The organism is Mesorhizobium sp. M0077, assembly GCF_040322955.1.
Taxonomy (GTDB): domain Bacteria; phylum Pseudomonadota; class Alphaproteobacteria; order Rhizobiales; family Rhizobiaceae; genus Mesorhizobium.
In genome coordinates this window covers 163,745-184,147 of record NZ_JAMYUL010000004.1, presented here as the reverse complement: position 1 = coordinate 184,147, position 20,403 = coordinate 163,745, and the positions used below count along the sequence as shown (strand labels likewise).

Genomic DNA, 20,403 nt, shown 5'->3' with positions numbered 1-20,403 from the left:
GAAAAGGGGACGACCCAAGAAACCCGCGACGATCTCCACCGATGTCGGGCGCGTTGTGCGTCACATCGTTCCGCTGCTCGCAGTCGACGGCGTCAGCGCTACCCTTGCGGGCATACCTTCGCCCCGTTTGGCGTTTCTGCCCTTTGGATCGGATGCCGATCATCCGCTGGCGTTTCGAATCTCTTCAACTTACGCCGAGTTTCGCAAATCCACTTTCATCCCGGCTAACGTTCGAAGGGTTCGCCAAGCGAGGCGACACCGTTCAGCCTGAGCAAGCGGCGGTCCGCCGAGATGACACCGAGCACGACGATCGTAACGAGATAGGGAAGGCTGGAAAGCAGTTGCGATGGCAAGTCCAGACCGGTCGCCTGGGCGGCGAGGCTCATCAGCGAAACCGCACCGAAGAGGCAGGCACCCAGGAAGATGCGGCCAGCGAGCCACGTACCAAAGACAACGAGTGCGATCGCGATCCAGCCACGTCCGGCAATCATACCGTCCGCCCAAAGGGGCGTGTACACCGCCGCCGCATAGGCGCCGGCAAAACCCGCCATCATGCCACCAAAAGCTATGGCCGCGATACGGATAGCGATGACCGGATAGCCGATGGCATGGGCTGCCTTGGGATTCTCGCCGATTGCCCTCACGACAAGGCCGACTCTCGTATAGGCAAACATCGCCCAGATCGCAAACGTCACGGCAAGGGAAAGCCATACGACGACGTCCTGGACAAACAGCCTGCCGACTACCGGGATTTCCGAGAGGCCGGGAAAGGCAAGTTTCGGGAGCCCCTTGACCGTCAAGCTCTCGTAGCTTTTGCCGAACAGCGCCGAAAGGCCCTGGCCGAGAATGCCGATCGCAAGGCCTGTCGCGACCTGGTTTGCCCGGAATCCGAGTGCCAGCACTGCAAAGACGAGGGACAGGACGGCGCTACCGAGGCCGGCGGCAACGAACCCCAGCAGGTGTCCACCGCCGTGGTAGACGACGATGAACGCGAGCACCGCGCCGAGGGCCATCAGGCCCTCTACGCCGAGGTTAAGAACGCCGGCGCGCTCGACCACCAACTCGCCGAGTGCGGCAAGGAGAAAGGGGGTTGCCGCTGCGAGCATGCCCGAAATAATGAACTCGACGGCGTTCATGGCTGGCTCAGGTGATGGGGGCGGCGCCACTCGATGCGGTAGCGCACGAAGGCCACAGCGCCGAGATAGGCGAGCAGCAAGCTGCCTTGGAAGACGCGGACGGCGGCGATCGGCAGGTTTGCCGACACCATCGCATTGTCGCCGCCGATATAGAGGACAGCCATAAAGAGCGCGGAAAAGATGATGCCGACTGGATGCAAGCCGCCGAGATAGGCGACAATGATGGCCGCATAACCGTAGCCGGTCGAGATCGAGCGCTGCAGCTGGCCGAGCGGCCCCGCGACTTCCGCCGCGCCTGCCAGTCCCGCCGCCAAGCCACCGATCAGAAGCGATAGCCAAATCGCACGCCCTTCGCTGAAGCCGGCGTAACCGGCCGCGCGCGGGGCAAGACCGCCGACCTTGAGCTTATACCCCATGAAGCTTCGCTGCATGAAAACCCAGGCCACCAGCGAGAGCGCAAGTGTGATGAGCAGCGAGACGTTGACGCGGGTACCGGTGATCAGGGTCGGCACCATCGCGTCGTTCTGAAACATGACGGATTGTGGGAAATTGAAGCCGGCCGGGTCCTTCCATGGGCCGAGCAGCAGGTAGTTGAGGACTTGCGCCGCAACGAGGCTCAGCATCAGGGAGACCAGGATCTCGTTCGCATTGAGCCTGACGCGCCAGAAGGCGGTGATAGATGCCCAAAGTGCACCGCCGAGGGCACCTAGAAGCAGCATCAGCGGCCAGATCCACTGCCCGGTCGCCTGCGGAAACCAGACGGGGATCGCCGAGGCGAAAATAGCGCCCAGGATAAACTGGCCCTCCGCGCCGATGTTGAACACTTTTGCGCGGAAACCGATCGCCAGCCCCTGAGCAATGAGGAGAAGGGGCCCCGCCTTCAGCAGCACCTCCGCAAACGATGCCCAGGAGAGGAACGGCTCGAGAAGCATCGCGTACAGGACGGCCGCCGGATCTCGGCCTATCAGCACATAAAGGCCCAGATTGAGGATGATCGCCATGCCAAGCGCGACAGCCGGGGCCAGCATGGCCGCGACGAGCGAGGCATGCTCCCGGCGGACGAGCGCGGGGAGGAACGGCGCGGCCCAAACGCTCATGCAGGAACCTTCTCTGGCGAGGCATGTGCTCCGATCATGTATCTGCCGATGTCTTCGGGGCGCGTGTCCCGCGTGACCAGAGGCGGACTCAGCATTCCATGATGGAGCACCTGGATGAAATCGCAGAGTTCGAAAAGTTCCTCGAGTTCCTCGGAAATTACGAGGATCGCCACGCCCAGGTTGCGCAACGCGATGAGCCGCCTTCTGATGGCGGATGCAGCGCCAATGTCTACACCCCAGGTCGGCTGCGCCACGAAAAGCAGTTTTGGCGACAGCATCATCTCGCGACCGACGATGAATTTCTGCAAGTTGCCGCCGGACAGCGAGCCCGCTTCGGCATCCGGGCCGGAGGCGCGGACGTCGTACCGACGGATGCATTCGCTGGTGAAAGCCGTCGCTCCGGCGCTGTTGATGAGGCCGCGCCTCACGAGATCGAAAGGATGGGCGGTAAGAACGGTGTTGAGCACGAGCGACATTTCAGGGACCGCGCCGCGTCCCAGCCGGTCTTCGGGCACGAAGGCGAAGCCAAATCTCCTGCGCGCGGCCGCATCGAGTGCGCCTACGTCGCGGCCCATCATGTAAATCCGGTCGCGTTGTTCCTTCAGCAGCATCGCTTCGCCCGAGATAAGCGCGGCAAGCTCGCCTTGGCCATTGCCCGATATTCCGGCTATGCCAAGGATCTCGCCTGATCGTACCGTGAGGCTGATGCCGGAGAGCGGCGTGGCAAAGGGGTCGTCCGGCGTGTAGTCCATGCCGATTATTTCCAGCCGCTTCTCCCCCTCGGGCATGGCCAACGCGGGCATCACCTCGGGCATGTCGCGGCCGATCATCATCCGGGCGAGGTCGTGCGCATCATAGTCGCGCGGGTCGACGGTGCCGATAACGCGCCCTCCACGCAAGACCGTCGCCTGGTCACAGATCGTGCGAATTTCCTCCAGTTTGTGGGAGATGAACAGGATGGACACGCCGCGGTCGCGAAGGCGCCTGAGCGTGTCGAACAGCTTCTTCACCGCCTGCGGCGGCAAGACCGAGGTCGGCTCGTCGAGAATGAGCAGCTTCGGGTCCGTCATCAGGCAGCGGATGATCTCCACCCGCTGCCGTTCGCCGACCGAGAGCGCGTGCACATCGGCGAGAGGATCCACTTCAAGGCCAAAATCCTGGCCGAGGCTGCGGATGCGCCCCGCCAGCTCCGCCTTGCCGCCGGGGACGACGAGCTGGATGTTCTCGACGACAGTCAGCGTCTCGAACAGCGAGAAATGCTGAAAGACCATGCCGATGCCCCTGCGCCGTGCCTCAGCCGGCGAGGCAAGGCGCAGAGGCTCTCCGTTCCAGACGACGGTGCCTTCGTCCGGCTGTTCAACGCCATAGATGAGCTTCATCAGCGTCGATTTGCCCGCCCCATTCTCCCCGAGAATCGCATGGATCGATTGGGGCGCCACGTCCAGATCGATGGCTTGGTTGGCCCGGATCTGGCCGTAGCTCTTCGAGATGCCGCGGAGCGACAGAAGGGGCGGGGTCATGACTTACTTCGGCAGTGGTGTGGTGACACCCTTGACGTGCCAGTCCATCGCGACGATCTCGGGATCCGCTATCGTCGCACCGGCGGCGGCGGCTTCGCTGCCGTCGGCCTTGGTGATTGGACCTGTGAAGGGCGAGAAGCTGCCGTCGGCGATCTTCGCCGCCACTTCCTTGATCTTCGTCATCGTGTCGGCTGGGATATCTGAGTTCCAGTCCACGACCTCCACCACCTTTTCGGCGACGCCGAGGAAGGTGTTGGCGCCCTTGAAGGTTCCGGCCAGATGGGCATCCACGGAAGCCTTGAAGAAGGGCGACCAGTCCGTCGCGATGCAGCCGAGATATTTCTTCGGCGCATATTTCTTCATCGACGAATTGAGGTTGAACGCATAGACGCCAGCCTCCTCGCAGGCCGAGATCACGGAGGGTGTGTCCTGCGCGTTCGAGAAGATCACGTCGCAGTTCTGTGCCATCAGCGCCTTGGCGGCTTCCTGTTCCTTGGCCGGGTCGAACCAGGAGTTCACCCAGACGACCGATACCTCGATATCGGGATTTACAGTCTGTGCGCCGAGCGTGAATGCGTTGATCGAGGTGATCAGCTCCGGAATGGCGAAGGCCGAGACGGAGCCGAGCTTGCCGGTCTTGGAAAGAGCCGCGGCGGCTATGCCGAGCAGGTAAGTGCCCTGGAAATACTTCGCCGCGAAGGGCGAGAAATTCGGCGCGGTCTGGAAGCCGGAGGCATGCAGCACGGTGACCCCAGGATCGCGGCGGGCGATCTGTAGTGCACCATTCTGGTAGCCGAATGAGCCGGCGATCAGGAACTTGTTACCGTCGGCGACGGTCTTGTTCATGATCCGGTCGGCGTCCGGCCCTTCGGCGATGTTCTCGATGACGGTGATCTTCACCTTGTCGCCGTACGCGGCCTTGACCGGCTCGAGCCCGGCGGCGAGCGCATGGCCCCAGCCGACATCGCCGACCGGCGACGGGAGCACGAGCGTGATACCGAGCGGCTCGTCGGCCGCAAAGGCGGGACGGCTGCCAAGCGCGCCGGCAAGCCCTGTCGCGGCAAGGCCCTTCATCAGAGTTCTGCGGGTCAGATAGTTCAGCATGTCAGTTCCCCTGTCTTAAGTTGTTAGAATTCCACCGCGGCAAAAGCGGCTTCCGCGTCCGCAGCAAGCCGGGTCTCGTTCAGCCCGGTAAACGCACCCTTCTCCCAGACGATGCGGCCGTTGATCATGGTCATGTCGGTGGGCATGCCGATGCCGACCTTGGCGATCAGGCTCAATGGATCGTGGCGCGTGCCGACATAATCCATGCGGCGCGTGTCGATCGCGAAGAGGTCGGCGGCCATGCCGGGCGACAGTCGGCCGATGTCATTGCGGCCCAGAAGCGCGGCCCCGCCCGTTGTCGCATAGCCGAGGAAATCGACCGGCGCAGGCACGGGATGAGCGCGCGTCGAGGCCGCCAGGCATTGCAGCATGTAGGCGGAATGGATGCAGTGCATGAGGTTGGAATTGTCGTTCGAGGCAGCACCGTCGCAGCCGAGACCGACGCGCAGGCCAAAGGCGGACATGGCGGGAATATCAGTCACCTCCGCGCCCACCAGATAGACCGGCTCAGGGCAATGCGAGACACCGGTGCCGCTCGCCGCCATCAGCCGCAGTTCGTCATGCGTCAGCTCCCAGCAATGGGCATAGAAAGTGTCTCGGCCGGCAAATCCGAGGTCCTCGAGATAGTCCACCGTACGCATGCCATGGCGGGCCTCGATGATCGGGCTTTCGCCCTCGCCGACATGGGTGTGCATCCGCACCCCGCGATCACGCGCCAGCGAAACCGATTCCACGAAGGTCTCGCGGTAGCAGTTGACCGGCTGGCAGGGAGCGACCACGACCTGACGCATGCTGAAGGGACTGGTGTCGTGATAAGTGTCGATGAGGCGTGCGCAGTCGGCAATGAATTCGTCCGTGGTCTCCAGCATCTCGTCTGGAATGGTCGAGCCTTCCGATTTTGGCAGCGTGTTGCCGCCGCGGCCGGCATGGAAACGCATGCCGAGAAGATCGGCCGCTTCGAACTGCCGGTCGATGAGCCGTTTTCCGGCATGGCGCGGAAAATTGTACTGGTGGTCGAAGGCCGTCGTGCAACCGTGCTTTATCATCTCTGCCATCGCCGTGATCGAGGCGTGGTAGAAACAATCCTCGTTGAGCCGGGAGAAGATCGGATAGATCCGGTCGAGCCATTCGATGACCGACAGCTTCGTCCAGTCGAGTTCGGCACGGTTGCGCACAAAGCACTGAAAGAAGTGATGGTGCGTGTTGACGAGGCCGGGATAGACGAACCAGCCGTCGGCGTCCTGCACGATAGTACCGGCCGGCAACTCGCTTCTGTGCAGGCCTTGCCCGATTGCCTCGATCTGCGGGCCATTCGTCAGCACATCGACATTGCGCCGGACGCTCGGACCCCTGCCCTCGTCGGTGATGACCGCTGCGCAATTCTTCAGGAGATAGCCGGTCACCTCACGCCTCGTCCAGCATGGGTCGCGGTTCGGGCTTCAACTCGTGCAGCCGGTGGATACCGGGCATCTCGATGAAATTGTCGAGGCTGCGGAGCGCTCGCGACCAGAGCCGGATCGTGGGATACGAATCGAGGGAAACGCCGCCGTCGGGCGCGAGCGCAACATAGGGAAAGCAAGCAATGTCGGCAATCGTCGGCCGGTCGGAAGCGAGAAACCGGTCGCCACGCATTTTTTGTTCGAAGAGGCCGGCTTCCAGCTCACGTAGTGCCGCTATGCCATTGGCCTGAAGCGCACCGATGTCACCGGGGCGCAGCAGCATCTCATGCAGGCGCGCGCCGCCGAGGTTGGCGGTCAGCCTGTGCGAGAAGGAGAGCCATTGCTGGATGCGCGCCGTCTCCTCGGGGGCGCCGCTGCCGAGCCAGGCCGGTGCTGCCTTCGCGGCGAGATAGCCAAGCATGGCGGAAGACTCGGTCAGGATCAGGTCGCCGTCTTCAAGGATCGGGATGGAGCCTCCCGGATTAAGAGCCATAAGCTCGGGGCCCCGATGCTCGGCGCCGGGATGGAAGTCGACCGGGCGGATTTCGAGCTTCACACCTGACAGCGTCGCCATCAGGCGCACCTTGTAGCAACTTGGGGAGAGGACGTAGTCGTAAAGCCTCATTGTGCCACCAATTGCGCGCCGTAGGTATAATCGTGGCGCTTCAGCCAGCGGCGATAGGCGACCGAGGTCAGGTCGGCGCGCGTCGGGATTTCCATGCCGGGATCGAGCGGCAGAAGACGCGGGATCTGGTTTTCGAGGATCGAGCGGTCCTGCAGGAAAATCGTCTGCTGGAAATGGATGAGATCGGTCAGTGGTGTCTCGTCATCGAAAAGCGCCATCCATGGCCAGACGTCGCAGAGATCCTCGGCAAGCGGCTGGACGAATAGCGCAATGACATCCCATTCGCCCGGGCGCGGCGGGCAGGTCTTGTAGAGGACTGAGCAGGTCGGAGCCGGCACGCGGTACATGTATTCCGTCGTGATACCTCCGCTCGCGGATTTCGCCGCCTGCGGCTGGTAGAACTTCACCTGGGTCGCCCAGACCTCGTCCTCTTCCTCGCGGATCTCGACCTTGTAGTTTTCGACCTCGGTATGCGGCTCCGAGCCGAGGATGTCGGTATGGACGAAGGGGAAGTGCGCGATGTCGAGGAAGTTCTCGACGGCGCGGAGCGGCGAGCAGCGCACCCGCACCACGCCGACATCGACGAAGCGGCGCCCGGGCTGGTCTGCCTCGGGAATCGGAAAGACCGGTTTCTTCGGTTCGCCGAGCGACGACCAGATATGGCCATAGCGCACCGAAACCGGCAGCACGCGCCCGTTTTCGCCTGTCACTTTCGCCGCGCCATTGGCGTCGAGCGCAACCTTGATCCGCTCGTCCATCAGGGTGGTCTCGCGCCCATAGCGGTCGAGCCGGCTGAAAAGCCCGACCGGATACCATTCGTCGCGCATCGCATCGTCGATCATGGCACAGCCCCTTTCGCCTCGATCCCTTCGGCCATGCGCCGAAGGCTCTCGGCGGCTCGCGAGGCGGCGATGCGCTCGGACGCATCGCAATCGGCTGGAACAAGGACGTGGATCAGCGTCTCGCCGGCTTCCTGCGGGATAGGCAGCAGGCGAATTGCCGGCGCGCCGGGTGCCTGCCAGACGTATCCTTCAACGGTGGCCTTCGTACCGGCAGCGAGAAAGAGCGCCGAATGTCCGGCACGGGCCGTCAATGAACGGAGCGGCACGTAACCCTCAAAAAGGGGTGGGTTGCCATCAGGCTCTCCATCAGCGACCCAGATGATCCCGCCGGCCTCTTCGACCAACCGGGTCGCAACGCGAATCGTCTCCGGCGGCGTGAGGCTGGGATGGGCAGGAATGCGCAGGCACTGACCGGCCTGCGAATAGGTCCAGCCGTGATAGATGCAGGAGAGCGCCTCGCCGCGCACGAAGCCATGGGAGAGGCGCATGCCGCGATGCGGACAGCGATCGGCCGATGCCGCCAAGCGCCCCGATTGGCTTCGCCAGAGGGCAATGGGACCGGCGGGCGTCCGCGCCGGCATTACCTGTCCTGTTGGCAGATCCTGGGAAAGGGCGACCGGCACCCAGGTGTCCGTCTTGTCGGACAGCATGACCTTACTTTCCGTACTGATACCACTGTTTCCCGACCAGAGAGATGCCGGCGCAAGGAGTTGGCGAACCGCTCGATGCGGCTGACGTATGCATAATTATTTCGCAATTGCAATATTGGTTAAATTAGGTGCAAACGGACGGTAACCACACGCAAAGCTATATGTTTTTTTGCTCGACAGGCGCGCGGTCGATCGTCTCGACCCAGACCTCAATGGGCCCAAGCGAACATCCCATCTCCATCATGTCGATCAGTTCCGCCGCACCGACAATATCGAGTTCGATGCGATCGGTGCTTGCATGAGCGATGTGGTGCGCGAGACCGAGCTTGGCCGCATGGCGCATGATCCAGGGCAGGAAGGACGCGGGTTCGAGGTGGCCGCGAATGGTCATCCGCTCATGCAAGCGGTGTTGACTTTGCTTCATCACGAACGCGCGCCTTGGTGTCACGGTCAGCAGCATAGCGTCTGACTGAACGGGCGGAAGTGGTAATCGACGCGCCAATAACACCGAATATCGACTGATCGCCCGTGCCTAGACCCGGGCACTCATGCATGTCGCCCAGAAGTGCCGCGGTTCTGGGACAACGACATCCATTAAAACAAAGACTTCAAGCGGGTCGCATGGATCCGTTCAGCGTGACGCGCTTAAGGGTTATCTGAGCTATTGTAATACATGGGTAGATTGGCGCACCCGACAGGATTCGAACCTGTGACCTCTGCCTTCGGAGGGCAGCGCTCTATCCAGCTGAGCTACGGGTGCCTTCAAGGAACCTGAAAACGAACCAGCCGATAGGCCGGCCAGCCACGGCTTCTTAGCGGAAGCCGCGCCGGGCTTCAACGGGCAATTGGCGTGGCGATATTTTTGAAGCCACGTCGCGGGCTTGGCAAGTTCGCGTCCGCCCTGCAGCCTCAGCCCGGGACTCACCCCGCCACCTCCACCTTCGCCACCCGCCTGCGCACCCTGCGCGGCGCCCGCTTCGCCTTCTTCGCGCCGGTCAGTTCGTGCATCGCATCCAGCTGCATCTGCTGCATTTCGGCCAGCCGCGTCCATTGGCGCGAGATCAGATAGTCGAGCTTTTCGTGCAAATGGCGCACTTCCAGCTCGGCTTTCAGGTTGACCCGGTAGTCGTTGAACGAGCGCAGGCGATCCTTGGCCTCCGTCCGTCTCTGGCTCATCATGATGATCGGCGCCTGGATGGCGGCGATGCAGGAGAGCAGCAGGTTGAGCAGGATGAAGGGGTAGGGGTCGAAGGCGCTGCTCACGCCCGCGATCAAATTGATGCCGATCCACACCGCAAGCACGCTGCCGAACGAGATCAGGAACCACCAGCTGCCGCCGAAAGCCGCCATGTTGTCGGAGACGCGGTCGGCGAACGAGCGGTGCTCCTCGAACTCCTCTTCCGAGTTTTCCGAAATCGTGTCCTGCCTGGCGATCGATTCGACCACCTGGCGGTCGAGCTCGGAGAATTCGCCATGCTCCTGCTGCAGTAGCTCCTCCATGTAGCGCATGCGGTAGCGGCCGAGCTCCTCGCGGCTGATGCGGGCGCCGCGCGGCAGGTCGGGATGATCGGAGCGGATGCGGTCGGCCAGGCTCGGCCTGAGGTCGTCGATGCGCACCAGGTCACGCTTGCGGAATTTGCGGCCCGATATCGCCGATGGTTTCCGCTTCGGCTTAAGGCGGCCATGAGGTTCGGAGTCCGGCACATCGGGCGCTTCCAGCGCCTCGTCGGCAACCAGTTCGGCGTCGTGGGCGGGCGGCGCCTCGAAATACTCGCCGCCGCTGTCGTTTTCATTGTCGGCCTGTTCGGATGGTTTTGGGCTCATGATGCCGGCTCCTGCTGTCGCGCCCACGATACGCCAAGCCGGCACGCCATAGCCACTGTGGCGGTGAAGATTGGGGGCTTGTGCAAGCGCTTGTGATGAATGCCTGCTGCAATTGCCTGTGGCGGCGCAGCCCCCCGGGGCCTCGCTCGCCTGCTGCTCGGCAACCAGACCGCCGAAGTGCTGTTGCGCCTGCTGCAGAGTTAAGATGAGGCAGCGATCCTTCACGACCCCCCTCTGTCCTGCCGGACATCTCCCCCTCAAGGGGGGAGATCAGATGTCGCCATGGCTTTGCCAAACACGAAAAAGAGGCGAGACGCCGAAGCTGCTAATCTCCCCACTTGAGGGGGAGATGGCCGGCAGGCCAGGGGGGGGTGCTGTCCGCCGGCGTTTCAGAGTTCCTCCACCCAACGACGGTTCTATTGCGGCGGTAAACCAGGCAACTGCGACCCCTGCGCCGGCAAACCAGGCGGCGGCAGGCCGGGCGACGCGGCCGGCTGATCTCCCGCAAACATCAGCCGCGTCTTCGTATCGGCCATGGCGGGCGACAGACTGCGCTGGATCAGCGCTTCGACATGGTCGTTGCGCTGCCTAGCGCTGTCGGCGCCCATCACCACCACGATCAGATGCCGGCCGTCGGCATTGTAGGACGTGACGATATTGTAACCGGATGCCCTGATATAGCCGGTCTTGATGCCGTCGACGCCGCGCACCCGGCCGAGCATGTCGTTGTGGCCGCGCACCAGCCGGCCGCGGAACATGAAGTCGCTTTCGGAGAAATAGTGGAACTGCTGCGGGAAGCGGGCGCGCAGCGCCATCCCCAGCGTCGCCATGTCGCGCGCCGATGTGTGCTGGCCATCGTCGGGCAGGCCGGAGGCATTGCGGAAGACGGTGCTGCTCATGCCGATCTGGCGCGCCTTGGACGTCATCATGGCGGCGAACTGGTCCTCCGAGCCGCCGAGATATTCGCCCACCGCCACCGCCACGTCATTGGCCGACTTGACCACGATCGCCCGGATCGCCGAATCGACATCGATGCTCTCGCCGCGCTTGAAGCGCAATTTGGTCGGCGGCTGCCGGGCGGCATTGTCGGAGACCGGGATCTGCGTTTCCTTCGAGACGCGGCCGGACTCCAGCGCCTCGAACAGCAGGTACAGCGTCATCATCTTGGTCAGCGACGCCGGATAGCGTTGCGCCCTCGAACTGACTTCGAACAGCGTCTTGCCACTGCCGGCATCGATTACGATGGCGGCATATTTCTCCTGCGGCGCCGGCACCGCCAGCACGCTGTCGGGCGGCGCGGTGGTGCTGCAGCCGGCCATGAAGACAACCAGCAGGAGGGCTGCGAGAAATTTTTGGACGAGGGAGGGGAAATGGAAGTTTGGCAAGGCAAGTCCGGCGTTGCTGAGAGGGCCGGAACCTAGCCTAACCCATTGTGTTCGTCCATTTGGTTAACGGCGGAGCTGCCGATGACGCTGCCAATCTCCCCCGCAAGGGGGGAGATCAGATGTCGCTTCGGCTTCGCCAATCATCGGCGCTGAAACGGCAACCTCGACATCCGCCCACCCGCCCGAAATCGCCTGCTTCCTGTCCTGTTTTGCCTGCGGGGTCGCGGTGCTGCTATAGAGGCGGCAATTGCTTGGGGGATTTGACAATGACCGGTGACATCGGCGCGGCTGCGCCATCTCTTATCAGGGCTTCGCTCAGCCGCACCGGCAAATGGGTCGGCAGCGTCGCTTTCATCGGCGGCGCTGCTTCCGACATCCTCAATCCGCTGGCGCCGTTCGCCGCCTATATCGCGCTGGTCGCTTCGGTTGCCGCAGCCATCATCGCCATTGCCATCGTTCTGCGGCTGGTGCTGGCCGCCAAGGCGCTGCCGGCGCTGATCTTTGCCACCAGCGCTGCCGCCGTCGCCGGCGGCGTCTATGGCCTGCAGCAGCAGACCAATTCGCAGAACGGTGTGATCGCCGGCCTGGTGCCGGCCATCGCCCAGTTGCAGCAGCAGATGGGCATCGTCTCGGCCAGGGTGGCCAGGATCGAGCGAACGGTAACCGAGACGAAGCTGGCGGTCGACCAGGTCAAGCAATCGACCGACGCGGTGGCGAAGAAGACCGAGGAAATTGCGTCGACCCAGCAGCAGCAGGCTGAGCAGGGCGCGCAGACGCAAAAGTCGGTAGAGGCGGTCAAGCAGACGACCGAAACGCTAGCTGCCGGCCAGCAGAAACAGGCCGAGCAGGCGGATAAGCTTCAGGCGACCACCGTGCAGATCGCCGCCTCGATCGACACCATCGCCAAGGGCTTTGCCGCATTGGCCGCGCAGGGCGGGACGATCGCCGAGCCGAAGCGGCCGGACGAATTCTATCACAATGCCCGCGTCTACGAGCTTTCCGGCGACATGCTGAATGCGCGGCGCTCCTATCTCGCTTTCGCCGGTTTCGACGTCGACGCCGTCGATCCCTACACACGCTTCGCCACCCTGCTGCGCGTGCAGGACGGCAAGGCCGGCGCCCGCGAAGTGTTCGGCGCCCTGGCCGACAAGGCCAAGGCGCTGTCGATCAAGCTGGTCCATATCCTGCAGTTCGACGATGCCCAGCGTCTCGACAAGCTCAACGCCTTCATCGCCGCCAATCCGGATTTCGCACCGGCCTATTACCTGCTCGCGCAGGAGTTTTCCGAGGATCGCCTCGGCGTCCAGTCGCTGTCCGACAAGCGCAGCGAGGCCGAGGCGCTGACCAGGTTCGTCTCCTATGAAAAGGAAGGCGGGCTGCTCAAATATTTCGTCGACCAGACGCAGCTCGCCGACTGGCTCGACCGCAGCCGTACCCGCCTGACGGCGCTTGGCGACGTGCTCGACCCAGCACGCTTTGCCCCGACGCTGACGCCGATGCGCTCCAATGCCGGCTGGACGATCTCCATCTCGCTGCCCGAGGCCGCGACCGGCATTTCCTGGCGCATGGGTGTGTCAGGTCCGTTCACCGACACCGGGCTGATGGCGATGAACGACCAGCGCACCGGCAAGCCGATGCCCAATCCGAGCTTCGAATTGCCCGACAGCACCACGGCCACCACCATCGGGGTCAAGTATCTCGATCTCAGGGGCCGCGAGACCGGGCCGTTCAACATAAGTTTCGATCCGGACGCAGCGCTGCAACAGGGCAACAAACAGATCCTCGACCAGTTCTGGACGTCGTGGATCGCCTTCGACGCCAGCGGCAATCATGGCCTGGTCTATTTCTCCCAGATGCTGTCGTTCCGCTGCGGCATCAAGGAGGTGCGCTACAGCCTGAACGGCACGGCGCTCGACAGGGAGATCAAGCTGCCGCCTTGCGACAAGAAGGACCCGTACGCCATTCCTTATGACTACCAGCCTTACTTCAAGGTCGCCGACAACGTGACGTCGATGGCGGTGCAGGTCACCTACACCGACGGCACCAAGTCGCCGGTGCGCGAGTATAAGCGGCAGTAGGCGCCCACCCTCCCCCATGTGGGGAGGGTTGTCTCGCGGGTTGGGGTTGGGGGGGGGGGCTCCTCGTAGGGCGCTACCCCCACCCCGTCGATCGATCTCCGCTTCGCTCCGATCGCTCGCCGACCCTCCCCACAAGGGGGAGGGTAAAAATCGCCCTGATGCAAAATGCCGGTCGCTGTGCTTGCGCATCCCTCGCGGAGCGGGTTTGTTCGCTGCCATCAGAATCAGCAGGTGCGCGGATGGATACGGTCACGATCAAGGCAAAGGGCATTTCGGTCACGCTCGATCTCACTGTCGGCCATATCGCCGACATAACGGTCGACAGCGATGGCCGCCAGCTGAAGCCGCTGCACCGCGCGCCCTGGATCGATGCTGGCGAGACGCTGCCGCCGGACCTGCCTGAAGGCACGGTGCGGCTGTCGGGCGATTTCCTATGCGCACCGTTTTCGGCCAGCGACATCGAGGCCGCACCGCTGCATGGCTGGCCGGCCAACAGCCCCTGGGATGTCACCGTCAGCGAAGCGACATCCGACGGCTGGCGGGCCGTCTTCCGGTTGCGCCGCACGGTGATGGGCGCGACGGTCGACAAGATCTTCACGCTCCGCAACAGTCATCCCTTTCTCTATCAGGAGCATGTCTTTTCCGGCGGTTCCGGAGCGGTCTCCGCCGCCCACCATCCGATGGCGGCGATGCGCGATGGCGGCCGGCTGGCCTTTTCGCCGAAGCGCTTTGCCGGGACACTGGACGCACCGCTGGAGCCCGATCCGGCCCGCGGCCGCTTCAAGCTTTCCTATCCCGCCCGCTCGACCGATCTGACGCGCTTTCCAGCCACTGGCGGCGGCACGCTCGATCTCACCGACTACCGCATGGAGGATGAGCGCGAGGATTTCATCACCCTGGTCGAAGCCGATCATGACGGTCCGGGCTGGACGGCGCTGGCGCGCCGGGCCGAACAGGATCTGGTGCTGGTGCTGAAGAACCCGGCGGAGCTTCCGGTCACCATGCTGTGGTTCAGCAATGGCGGCCGCGACTACGCGCCGTGGAGCAGCCGCCATCGCGGCGTGCTCGGCATCGAGGACGGCCGCGCCGCCATCGGCCATGCCGCATCGATCGACGACAATTGGCTGAAGCGCGAAGGGGTCGCGACCGCTTTTACCCTCGGCGGCGAAGTCTCCTTCCGCCATGTCATCGGCACGCTGCCGCTGGCGAGCGGCGAGCCGCCGCGCGCTATCGGGACAGCCTCAGGTCACATGCATCTCACCGGAGCCGATGGTTCGACCCGCGATGTCGCATTCGACAGCGATTTCCTGCGGATCGGCCAGCCCGGCTGATTTTCGAACGCTGGCCCTGCCCCTCACCTGCCTGCCGGCATCCTCGACACACGGCACATGGAGCTTGTCCGCCGCACCGCCGCGCCAACCAATCTGCTTGGCGCTGCGGCGGACGCATAGGGGGAGAAGTGTTACCCATCTATCGGCTGCACACCGGCAGGGCGACGAGGGGCAGCGCTGACGTGGCGGATGTCGTGAGATTGCCCAAATCGCGGTTTGAAATTTCCTCAAACTGCCGACAAGATGCAAAGCATAACTGGAAGCGCCCAATGTCCGAAATCGCCCATCTCGCCGCCACCATCTTCAAGCGCGCTGGCAAGGCGAAACGCTTCATCGTCGCCATTGCCGGCCCGCCCGGCGCCGGCAAGTCGACGCTCTCGGCCGGCCTGCATGATCTGTTGCCGGAGGGCGCGGCTGAAGTCGTGCCGATGGACGGCTTCCACTATGATGACATCGTGCTCGACCAGCGCGGCCTGCGGTCAAGAAAGGGCGCGCCGGAGACTTTCGACTTCGCCGGCTTCGAGACGCTGTTGAAGCGCATCCGTTCGGGCGAGCCAGACATCGCCATTCCGGTGTTCGACCGCAGCATGGAATTGTCGCGCGCCGCCGCCTCCATCGTTGCCGCCGAGACCAAGTTCATCCTGGTCGAAGGCAATTACCTCCTGCTGGACGAGGAGCCGTGGTCGCGGCTGGCGCCGCTGTTCGACTTCACCATCTTTGTCGATGTGCCGCGTGCCGAACTCGAGCGCCGCCTTCTGGTGCGCTGGCACGAGCATGGCCGCTCCGACGAAGACGCCCGCGCTTGGATCGCTTCCAACGACATGCCCAACATCGATCGCGTGCTCGGCCGTCGCAGGTCCGCCGACCTGGTTGTTGGCGATCCCGCATAGTTCGCTGGACTTCGGAACGGGAACCTTAAGACTTTCAGGTCGTTATCTCTCATCGGCAATCGTGCCGCCGTGAGGGAACCGTCAGATGGCAACCAAGGCAAAAACACCCGCCAAGAGCAAGACCGCTCAACCCAAAGCCAGGCAGGCAAAGGCCACGCAGGCGAAGGCAGGCGCCGGCCCGGCGATCGCCGAGCGGTCCAAGGACGCAAAGCCGGCTTTCGGCAAAGCGGCGCCAAAGAAGGTAGAACCGGTGGCGACGGCAAAGGTGACGGCGAAAACCGCCAAACCCAAGAAGCCGGCAAGCAGCGGCTCGGTGGCCGGCGGCGCGATGCGCACCGTCAAGGCGACCGCCAATGTCGCCGCTGGTGCGGTGGCGGCGACAGCCAGGGGCGCTGCGTCGCTCGCTGCGTCCGTCATCGGCAAGGGCGGCTCGAAAAGCAAGGCCAAGGCGAAATAGACCCGGCTGCTTCGGCTGGCCGAGGTCAATTCCTGGCGGGAATGGTCAGGCCGCGCTGCACCGCGGGCCGCGCCAGCCCGCGCTCCAGCCATGCCGCGACGGTGGGGAAGTCGTCGAAGCCGACGAGTTCGCGCGCCTCGTAGAAGCCGATCAGATTGCGCACCCAGCCCAGCATCGAAATGTCGGCGATGGTATAGTCGTCGTCCATGATCCAGGTTCGACCCTTCAGCCGCGTCTCCAGCACCCCGATCAGCCGCCGCGATTCATTGCGGTAGCGATCCAGCGGCCGCTTGTCGGCGATCTCGCGTCCGGCGAATTTGTTGAAAAACCCGACCTGTCCGAAAATCGGCCCGATCGCCGCCATCTGGAAGAACACCCATTGGATGGTCTCGTAGCGCCGCGCCGGATCGGCAGGGATCAGCTTGCCGGTCTTGTCGGTGAGGTAGAGCAGGATGGCGCCGGATTCGAACAGGCCGAATGGCCTGCCGCCCGGCCCGTCGGGGTCGATGATCGCAGGTATCTTGCCGTTCGGGTTCAGCGACAGGAATTCCGGCGTCCAGCTCTGGTCCTTGCCGATATCCACCAGATGCGCCTCGTAGGGGAGGCCGAGTTCTTCCAGCGCGATCGAGACTTTCACCCCATTCGGCGTCGTCGCGGAATAGAGCTGCAGGCGGTCGGGGTGGCTGGCCGGCCAGCGCTTGGTGATCGGAAAGGCGGACAGGTCGGTCATCGAAAGCTCCGGTCGGGAATTTGGCGCGGTATCGCGCCGTCTGGCGAGTTGCGAAGGATTATCCTCGGCTTCTTTGCCGATCAACCGGTCGAAGGTGCACACACCGTCTTCGCAGTCATTCAGGGCCAGTCGCTCAGGCCAGTCGCTTGCCGTCAGACCGCCTTGAACGCCACCACGGCATTGGTGCCGCCGAAGGCAAAACCGTTGCTGATCGCCGCGCGCACCTTGCGCTCGCGCGCCACATTCGGCGTGATGTCGAGATCGCAGTCGGGGTCGGCCTGCCGGAAATTGGCCGTCGGCGGCACGATGCCTTCGCGGATCGCCATCACGCAGGCGATCATTTCCAGGCCGCCCGAGGCGCCGAGGCAATGGGCATGCATCGACTTGGTCGACGACACCGACAGCTTATAGGCATGGTCGCCGAAGACGCGCTTGATTGCCGCCGTCTCGATCTGGTCGTTGGCCTTGGTGCCGGTGCCGTGGGCGTTGAGATAGTCGACGTCCTCGGGATTGAGCCCGGCGTCCGCCAGGCAGGCGCGCATCGCCGCCGTCGGTCCCTCGACAGTCGGCGCGACGATATCGGAAGCGTCGGCGGAAAGGCCGGCTCCGGCAAATTCGGCCAGAATGGTCGCGCCGCGCGCCATGGCGTGTTCATACGTTTCCAGCACCGCCATTCCAGCACCTTCGCCGAGCGACAGGCCTTGGCGATCGGCCGAGAACGGCCGGCAGGTATCGGGCGCCAGCACCCGCAGGGCCTCCCAGCCCTTCAGGATGCCCCAAAGCAGCGGCGCGTCGGTGCCGCCGGCGACCATGACATCGGCGCGGCCGAGCCGGATCTGGTCGACCGCCGAGGCAAAGGCGTGATTGGACGAGGAGCAGGCCGAAGTGACGCCGAACACCGGCCCGCGCAGGCCGAGATTCATGCTGACATGGCCGGATGCCGCACTCGGCATCACTTTCGGCACGGTGAAGATGCCGGCCCGGTTCTTGCCGTCGACCAGAATGGCGCGATAGTTCTCCTCGATCGCCTCCCAGCCGCAGACGCCGACGCCGACAACCGCGCCCATCCGGTAGGTGGTTGCTTCAGTCGATGTCAGGCCGGCATGCTGCATGGCTTCGCGCGCGGCAATCGTCGCCAAAAGGCTGAAGCGGTCCATCGACACGGTCTGCTTGTGGCTGATGCCATGGTCGGGCAGCGTCTTGATTTCGCAGCCGACCTTGACCTTCAAATCATGCAAACCGGGATTGCTGATTTGACCGATGGCCGATCGGCCGGCCCGCATTTCGTTCCAGATTGCAGGCGCATTGGCGCCGAGCCCGCATATGCCGCCGATGCCGGTAATGACGACGCGCTTTTGCATTCAGCTCAGGCTTTTTTCGCAATCAGCGCGCGAACAGCCTCAACCATATCGCCGACATTCTTGAGATTGCTCCAGGCATCGACCGTGTTCATCTCGATCTCGATGCCGTACTGCTCCTCGAGATCGAAGATGATCTCGGTCAGTTCCAGGGAATGGATGCCAAGCGCGGTCAATTCCGTATTGGTGGTGATCTCTTCGCCACCGGGCTCCGCATGTGCCCTGATCTTGGCGATGATTTCCGTTGCCAGCTCGTCAGCCATTCGATTCCTTCCCCAATTTTATAACGTCGCGGTGCCGATTGGTTGGCGCCCCTGTTGCCTGGACTGAAATCGCCGTCGCCTTCAAAAACCCGCCAGGCGCAGCATGACCGTTCCAAAGAGGCTCCCTCTATAGAAACGGAAACGCTGTCAAGCAACAAGCTATATCAACAAGCACCATATCGACAAAGCGCCGGGAGTGCTTAACGTTAGCGCCGTGGATACGTTGCAGCATGTCTTGATCCCAGCTCTTCCGGCCCAGCGCGCGGCCGGGGCGGCCCGGCTTGCGTGCGGCGTCAGGGATGGACGCACCCGGCTTTTGCGCCTCTATCAGGACGGCTCGGCCAAAATCCGCATGCCGGCCGTTGCGGCCGATCCGCTCGAAGCCGTGCTCATCAACACCGCCGGCGGTCTGACCGGCGGCGATCGGCTCGGCTGGGAAATCGATGTCGGGCCAGGTGCCTCCGCCTCGATAACCACCCAGGCCTGCGAAAAGATCTATCGTGCCGCTAGCGACCGCGCCGAAGTTCGGGTGAAGCTCAGCGTCGGCGCGGGCGGGCGTATCGCCTGGCTGCCCCAGGAAACCATCGTCTTCGACCGCTCGGCCTTTGCCCGCACGCTCGAGGTCGAGCTTGCCGCAGGCGCCGAGGCATTGCTGCTTGAAGCCACCATATTCGGCCGCCTCGCCATGGGCGAAGAGGCCGCGCACGGCCATTTCCACGACCGTTGGCGTGTCCGCCAGGATGGTGCGCTCGTTCATGCCGAGGATTTCCGCATCGGGCCGGCTATCGCGGCGGCACTTGGCCGCCCGGCGGTCGCCGGCGGCGCCATTGCCGCTGCGACGCTGCTGATGGTCTCGCCGCAGGCCGAAGGCTTGCTCGATCCGGCCCGCGACATCGTCGGCGCCGACGGCGATGCCAGCGCCTGGAGCGTCAAAAAATCTGGCAAGCTTCTTGCGAGGCTGTTTGCCGAGGACGGCTATCAGCTGCGCAAGCGGCTGGTTCCGCTCGTCGAACTGCTCAACGGGCGGGCGGGTCTGCCCAAATTATGGTCACTCTGAGCCAAATACAGGCCAAATCCAGGAAAGCGCATGAACCTGACGCCGCGTGAAAAGGACAAGCTGCTCATCGCCATGGCGGCGATCGTGGCGCGCAAGCGGCTGGAACGCGGCGTCAAGCTCAATCACCCCGAAGCGATCGCGCTGATCACCGATTTCGTCGTCGAGGGCGCCCGCGACGGCCGCCCGGTCGCCGAACTGATGGAGGCCGGCGCCCATGTCATCACCCGCGCGCAGGTGATGGAAGGCATCGCCGAGATGATCCACGACGTGCAGGTCGAGGCGACCTTTCCCGACGGCACCAAGCTGGTGACCGTTCACGAACCGATCAGGTGAGGAGAAAACGATGCTGGAGCTGCGACCGAATTGCGAATGCTGCGACAAGGACCTGCCGCCGGAAGCGGCGGACGCGCTGATCTGCACCTTTGAATGCACCTTCTGCGCTGACTGCGCTGAACATGTGCTGGGCGGCGTCTGCCCGAACTGCGGCGGCAATTTTTCCGCACGCCCGATCCGCCCAGTGGAGAAACTGGTGAAATATCCGGCCTCGACCCAACGCGTGCTCAAGGCCGAGGGCTGCGGCCCGCGCAAGGCTGCGTGATTGTTTTCGTGACTTCGAA

21 protein-coding genes and 1 tRNA gene are annotated in these 20,403 nt (G+C 63.6%); 7 read left to right on the top strand and 15 right to left on the bottom strand.

Annotated features, from left to right (window positions below; translation table 11 throughout):
• Positions 1–224 precede the first annotated feature (224 nt).
• From NKJ57_RS10645 to NKJ57_RS10590, 12 genes are all read right to left on the bottom strand, one after another.
• Complete coding sequence (locus NKJ57_RS10645) at positions 225–1,136, bottom strand: ABC transporter permease (RefSeq protein WP_023710456.1); 912 nt, start codon at positions 1,134–1,136, stop codon at positions 225–227.
• Positions 1,133–2,233: an ABC transporter permease gene (locus NKJ57_RS10640; RefSeq protein ID WP_023671209.1), complete on the bottom strand. Its 1,101-nt coding sequence runs from the start codon at positions 2,231–2,233 to the stop codon at positions 1,133–1,135. The genes NKJ57_RS10645 and NKJ57_RS10640 overlap by 4 nt, the downstream gene beginning before the upstream one ends.
• Positions 2,230–3,753, bottom strand: coding sequence for an ABC transporter ATP-binding protein (locus tag NKJ57_RS10635; RefSeq protein ID WP_023671210.1), 1,524 nt, complete (start codon positions 3,751–3,753; stop codon positions 2,230–2,232). Before NKJ57_RS10635 ends, NKJ57_RS10640 begins: the two co-directional genes overlap by 4 nt.
• Positions 3,754–3,756: 3 nt before the next feature.
• A complete protein-coding gene (locus tag NKJ57_RS10630) occupies positions 3,757–4,854 on the bottom strand; it encodes a BMP family ABC transporter substrate-binding protein (protein WP_352510744.1) in 1,098 nt (365 codons plus the stop codon).
• 26 nt (positions 4,855–4,880) lie between these two features.
• Entirely contained in the window at positions 4,881–6,260 is a 1,380-nt protein-coding gene (locus NKJ57_RS10625; RefSeq protein WP_352510631.1) for an amidohydrolase, read from the bottom strand.
• 1 nt (position 6,261) lies between these two features.
• On the bottom strand, positions 6,262–6,921 hold the full coding sequence (locus NKJ57_RS10620) for a glutathione S-transferase family protein (protein ID WP_352510630.1): 660 nt from the start codon (positions 6,919–6,921) through the stop codon (positions 6,262–6,264).
• The gene (locus NKJ57_RS10615) at positions 6,918–7,763 is read right to left on the bottom strand and encodes an aromatic ring-hydroxylating dioxygenase subunit alpha (protein ID WP_352510629.1); all 846 of its coding nucleotides are present in this window, start codon (positions 7,761–7,763) and stop codon (positions 6,918–6,920) included. The genes NKJ57_RS10620 and NKJ57_RS10615 overlap by 4 nt, the downstream gene beginning before the upstream one ends.
• The gene (locus NKJ57_RS10610; RefSeq protein WP_352510628.1) at positions 7,760–8,413 is read right to left on the bottom strand and encodes a Rieske 2Fe-2S domain-containing protein; all 654 of its coding nucleotides are present in this window, start codon (positions 8,411–8,413) and stop codon (positions 7,760–7,762) included. Before NKJ57_RS10610 ends, NKJ57_RS10615 begins: the two co-directional genes overlap by 4 nt.
• Positions 8,414–8,570: 157 nt before the next feature.
• Entirely contained in the window at positions 8,571–8,873 is a 303-nt protein-coding gene (locus tag NKJ57_RS10605; protein WP_488377148.1) for an acylphosphatase, read from the bottom strand.
• 223 nt (positions 8,874–9,096) lie between these two features.
• A tRNA-Arg gene (locus NKJ57_RS10600) sits at positions 9,097–9,173 on the bottom strand.
• Positions 9,174–9,334: 161 nt separating this feature from the next.
• Positions 9,335–10,237: a DUF1003 domain-containing protein gene (locus NKJ57_RS10595; RefSeq protein ID WP_023703727.1), complete on the bottom strand. Its 903-nt coding sequence runs from the start codon at positions 10,235–10,237 to the stop codon at positions 9,335–9,337.
• Between the two features lie 416 nt (positions 10,238–10,653).
• Positions 10,654–11,556: a D-alanyl-D-alanine carboxypeptidase family protein gene (locus tag NKJ57_RS10590; RefSeq protein ID WP_084026274.1), complete on the bottom strand. Its 903-nt coding sequence runs from the start codon at positions 11,554–11,556 to the stop codon at positions 10,654–10,656.
• A 332-nt stretch (positions 11,557–11,888) separates the two neighbouring features.
• Between NKJ57_RS10590 and NKJ57_RS10585 the strand changes: the two genes are divergently transcribed.
• From NKJ57_RS10585 to NKJ57_RS10570, 4 genes are all read left to right on the top strand, one after another.
• Positions 11,889–13,700, top strand: coding sequence for a methyl-accepting chemotaxis protein (locus NKJ57_RS10585; protein WP_352510627.1), 1,812 nt, complete (start codon positions 11,889–11,891; stop codon positions 13,698–13,700).
• A 239-nt stretch (positions 13,701–13,939) separates the two neighbouring features.
• On the top strand, positions 13,940–15,031 hold the full coding sequence (locus tag NKJ57_RS10580) for a hypothetical protein (RefSeq protein WP_023755467.1): 1,092 nt from the start codon (positions 13,940–13,942) through the stop codon (positions 15,029–15,031).
• A 269-nt stretch (positions 15,032–15,300) separates the two neighbouring features.
• Positions 15,301–15,921, top strand: a complete 621-nt coding sequence (locus NKJ57_RS10575) for a nucleoside triphosphate hydrolase (protein ID WP_023671222.1) — start codon at positions 15,301–15,303, stop codon at positions 15,919–15,921.
• A gap of 85 nt (positions 15,922–16,006) precedes the next feature.
• Positions 16,007–16,378 carry a hypothetical protein gene (locus NKJ57_RS10570; protein ID WP_023683605.1) on the top strand — a complete coding sequence of 124 codons (372 nt, stop codon included), beginning with the start codon at positions 16,007–16,009 and terminating at the stop codon, positions 16,376–16,378.
• 25 nt (positions 16,379–16,403) lie between these two features.
• Here NKJ57_RS10570 and NKJ57_RS10565 read toward each other — a convergent pair whose 3' ends face one another.
• The 3 genes from NKJ57_RS10565 to NKJ57_RS10555 form a co-directional block, all read right to left on the bottom strand.
• Positions 16,404–17,108 carry a glutathione S-transferase family protein gene (locus tag NKJ57_RS10565; RefSeq protein WP_023671224.1) on the bottom strand — a complete coding sequence of 235 codons (705 nt, stop codon included), beginning with the start codon at positions 17,106–17,108 and terminating at the stop codon, positions 16,404–16,406.
• Positions 17,109–17,260: 152 nt separating this feature from the next.
• Positions 17,261–18,469: a beta-ketoacyl-[acyl-carrier-protein] synthase family protein gene (locus NKJ57_RS10560; RefSeq protein WP_023671225.1), complete on the bottom strand. Its 1,209-nt coding sequence runs from the start codon at positions 18,467–18,469 to the stop codon at positions 17,261–17,263.
• A 5-nt stretch (positions 18,470–18,474) separates the two neighbouring features.
• Complete coding sequence (locus tag NKJ57_RS10555; RefSeq protein ID WP_023671226.1) at positions 18,475–18,729, bottom strand: acyl carrier protein; 255 nt, start codon at positions 18,727–18,729, stop codon at positions 18,475–18,477.
• 235 nt (positions 18,730–18,964) lie between these two features.
• Here NKJ57_RS10555 and NKJ57_RS10550 point away from each other — a divergent pair, with 235 nt between their 5' ends.
• Genes NKJ57_RS10550 through NKJ57_RS10540 form a run of 3 tightly spaced genes read left to right on the top strand, consistent with a single transcriptional unit; the run spans position 18,965 to position 20,384 of the window.
• Positions 18,965–19,786, top strand: a complete 822-nt coding sequence (locus NKJ57_RS10550; protein WP_084014374.1) for an urease accessory protein UreD — start codon at positions 18,965–18,967, stop codon at positions 19,784–19,786.
• A gap of 30 nt (positions 19,787–19,816) precedes the next feature.
• Positions 19,817–20,119, top strand: a complete 303-nt coding sequence (locus tag NKJ57_RS10545; RefSeq protein WP_023671228.1) for an urease subunit gamma — start codon at positions 19,817–19,819, stop codon at positions 20,117–20,119.
• 10 nt (positions 20,120–20,129) lie between these two features.
• Positions 20,130–20,384, top strand: coding sequence for a DUF1272 domain-containing protein (locus NKJ57_RS10540; protein ID WP_023671229.1), 255 nt, complete (start codon positions 20,130–20,132; stop codon positions 20,382–20,384).
• Positions 20,385–20,403: the final 19 nt, after the last annotated feature.

Coding starts and splice junctions, on each gene's coding strand:
- NKJ57_RS10605 (WP_488377148.1), bottom strand. CDS start 8,873: ATGCTGCTGACCGTGACACCAAGGCGCGCGTTCGTGATGAAGCAAAGT.
- NKJ57_RS10580 (WP_023755467.1), top strand. CDS start 13,940: ATGGATACGGTCACGATCAAGGCAAAGGGCATTTCGGTCACGCTCGAT.
- NKJ57_RS10645 (WP_023710456.1), bottom strand. CDS start 1,136: ATGAACGCCGTCGAGTTCATTATTTCGGGCATGCTCGCAGCGGCAACC.
- NKJ57_RS10575 (WP_023671222.1), top strand. CDS start 15,301: ATGTCCGAAATCGCCCATCTCGCCGCCACCATCTTCAAGCGCGCTGGC.
- NKJ57_RS10590 (WP_084026274.1), bottom strand. CDS start 11,556: ATGGCCGGCTGCAGCACCACCGCGCCGCCCGACAGCGTGCTGGCGGTG.
- NKJ57_RS10540 (WP_023671229.1), top strand. CDS start 20,130: ATGCTGGAGCTGCGACCGAATTGCGAATGCTGCGACAAGGACCTGCCG.
- NKJ57_RS10615 (WP_352510629.1), bottom strand. CDS start 7,763: ATGATCGACGATGCGATGCGCGACGAATGGTATCCGGTCGGGCTTTTC.
- NKJ57_RS10570 (WP_023683605.1), top strand. CDS start 16,007: ATGGCAACCAAGGCAAAAACACCCGCCAAGAGCAAGACCGCTCAACCC.
- NKJ57_RS10565 (WP_023671224.1), bottom strand. CDS start 17,108: ATGACCGACCTGTCCGCCTTTCCGATCACCAAGCGCTGGCCGGCCAGC.
- NKJ57_RS10635 (WP_023671210.1), bottom strand. CDS start 3,753: ATGACCCCGCCCCTTCTGTCGCTCCGCGGCATCTCGAAGAGCTACGGC.
- NKJ57_RS10545 (WP_023671228.1), top strand. CDS start 19,817: ATGAACCTGACGCCGCGTGAAAAGGACAAGCTGCTCATCGCCATGGCG.
- NKJ57_RS10610 (WP_352510628.1), bottom strand. CDS start 8,413: ATGCTGTCCGACAAGACGGACACCTGGGTGCCGGTCGCCCTTTCCCAG.
- NKJ57_RS10640 (WP_023671209.1), bottom strand. CDS start 2,233: ATGAGCGTTTGGGCCGCGCCGTTCCTCCCCGCGCTCGTCCGCCGGGAG.
- NKJ57_RS10595 (WP_023703727.1), bottom strand. CDS start 10,237: ATGAGCCCAAAACCATCCGAACAGGCCGACAATGAAAACGACAGCGGC.
- NKJ57_RS10620 (WP_352510630.1), bottom strand. CDS start 6,921: ATGAGGCTTTACGACTACGTCCTCTCCCCAAGTTGCTACAAGGTGCGC.
- NKJ57_RS10585 (WP_352510627.1), top strand. CDS start 11,889: ATGACCGGTGACATCGGCGCGGCTGCGCCATCTCTTATCAGGGCTTCG.
- NKJ57_RS10560 (WP_023671225.1), bottom strand. CDS start 18,469: ATGCAAAAGCGCGTCGTCATTACCGGCATCGGCGGCATATGCGGGCTC.
- NKJ57_RS10555 (WP_023671226.1), bottom strand. CDS start 18,729: ATGGCTGACGAGCTGGCAACGGAAATCATCGCCAAGATCAGGGCACAT.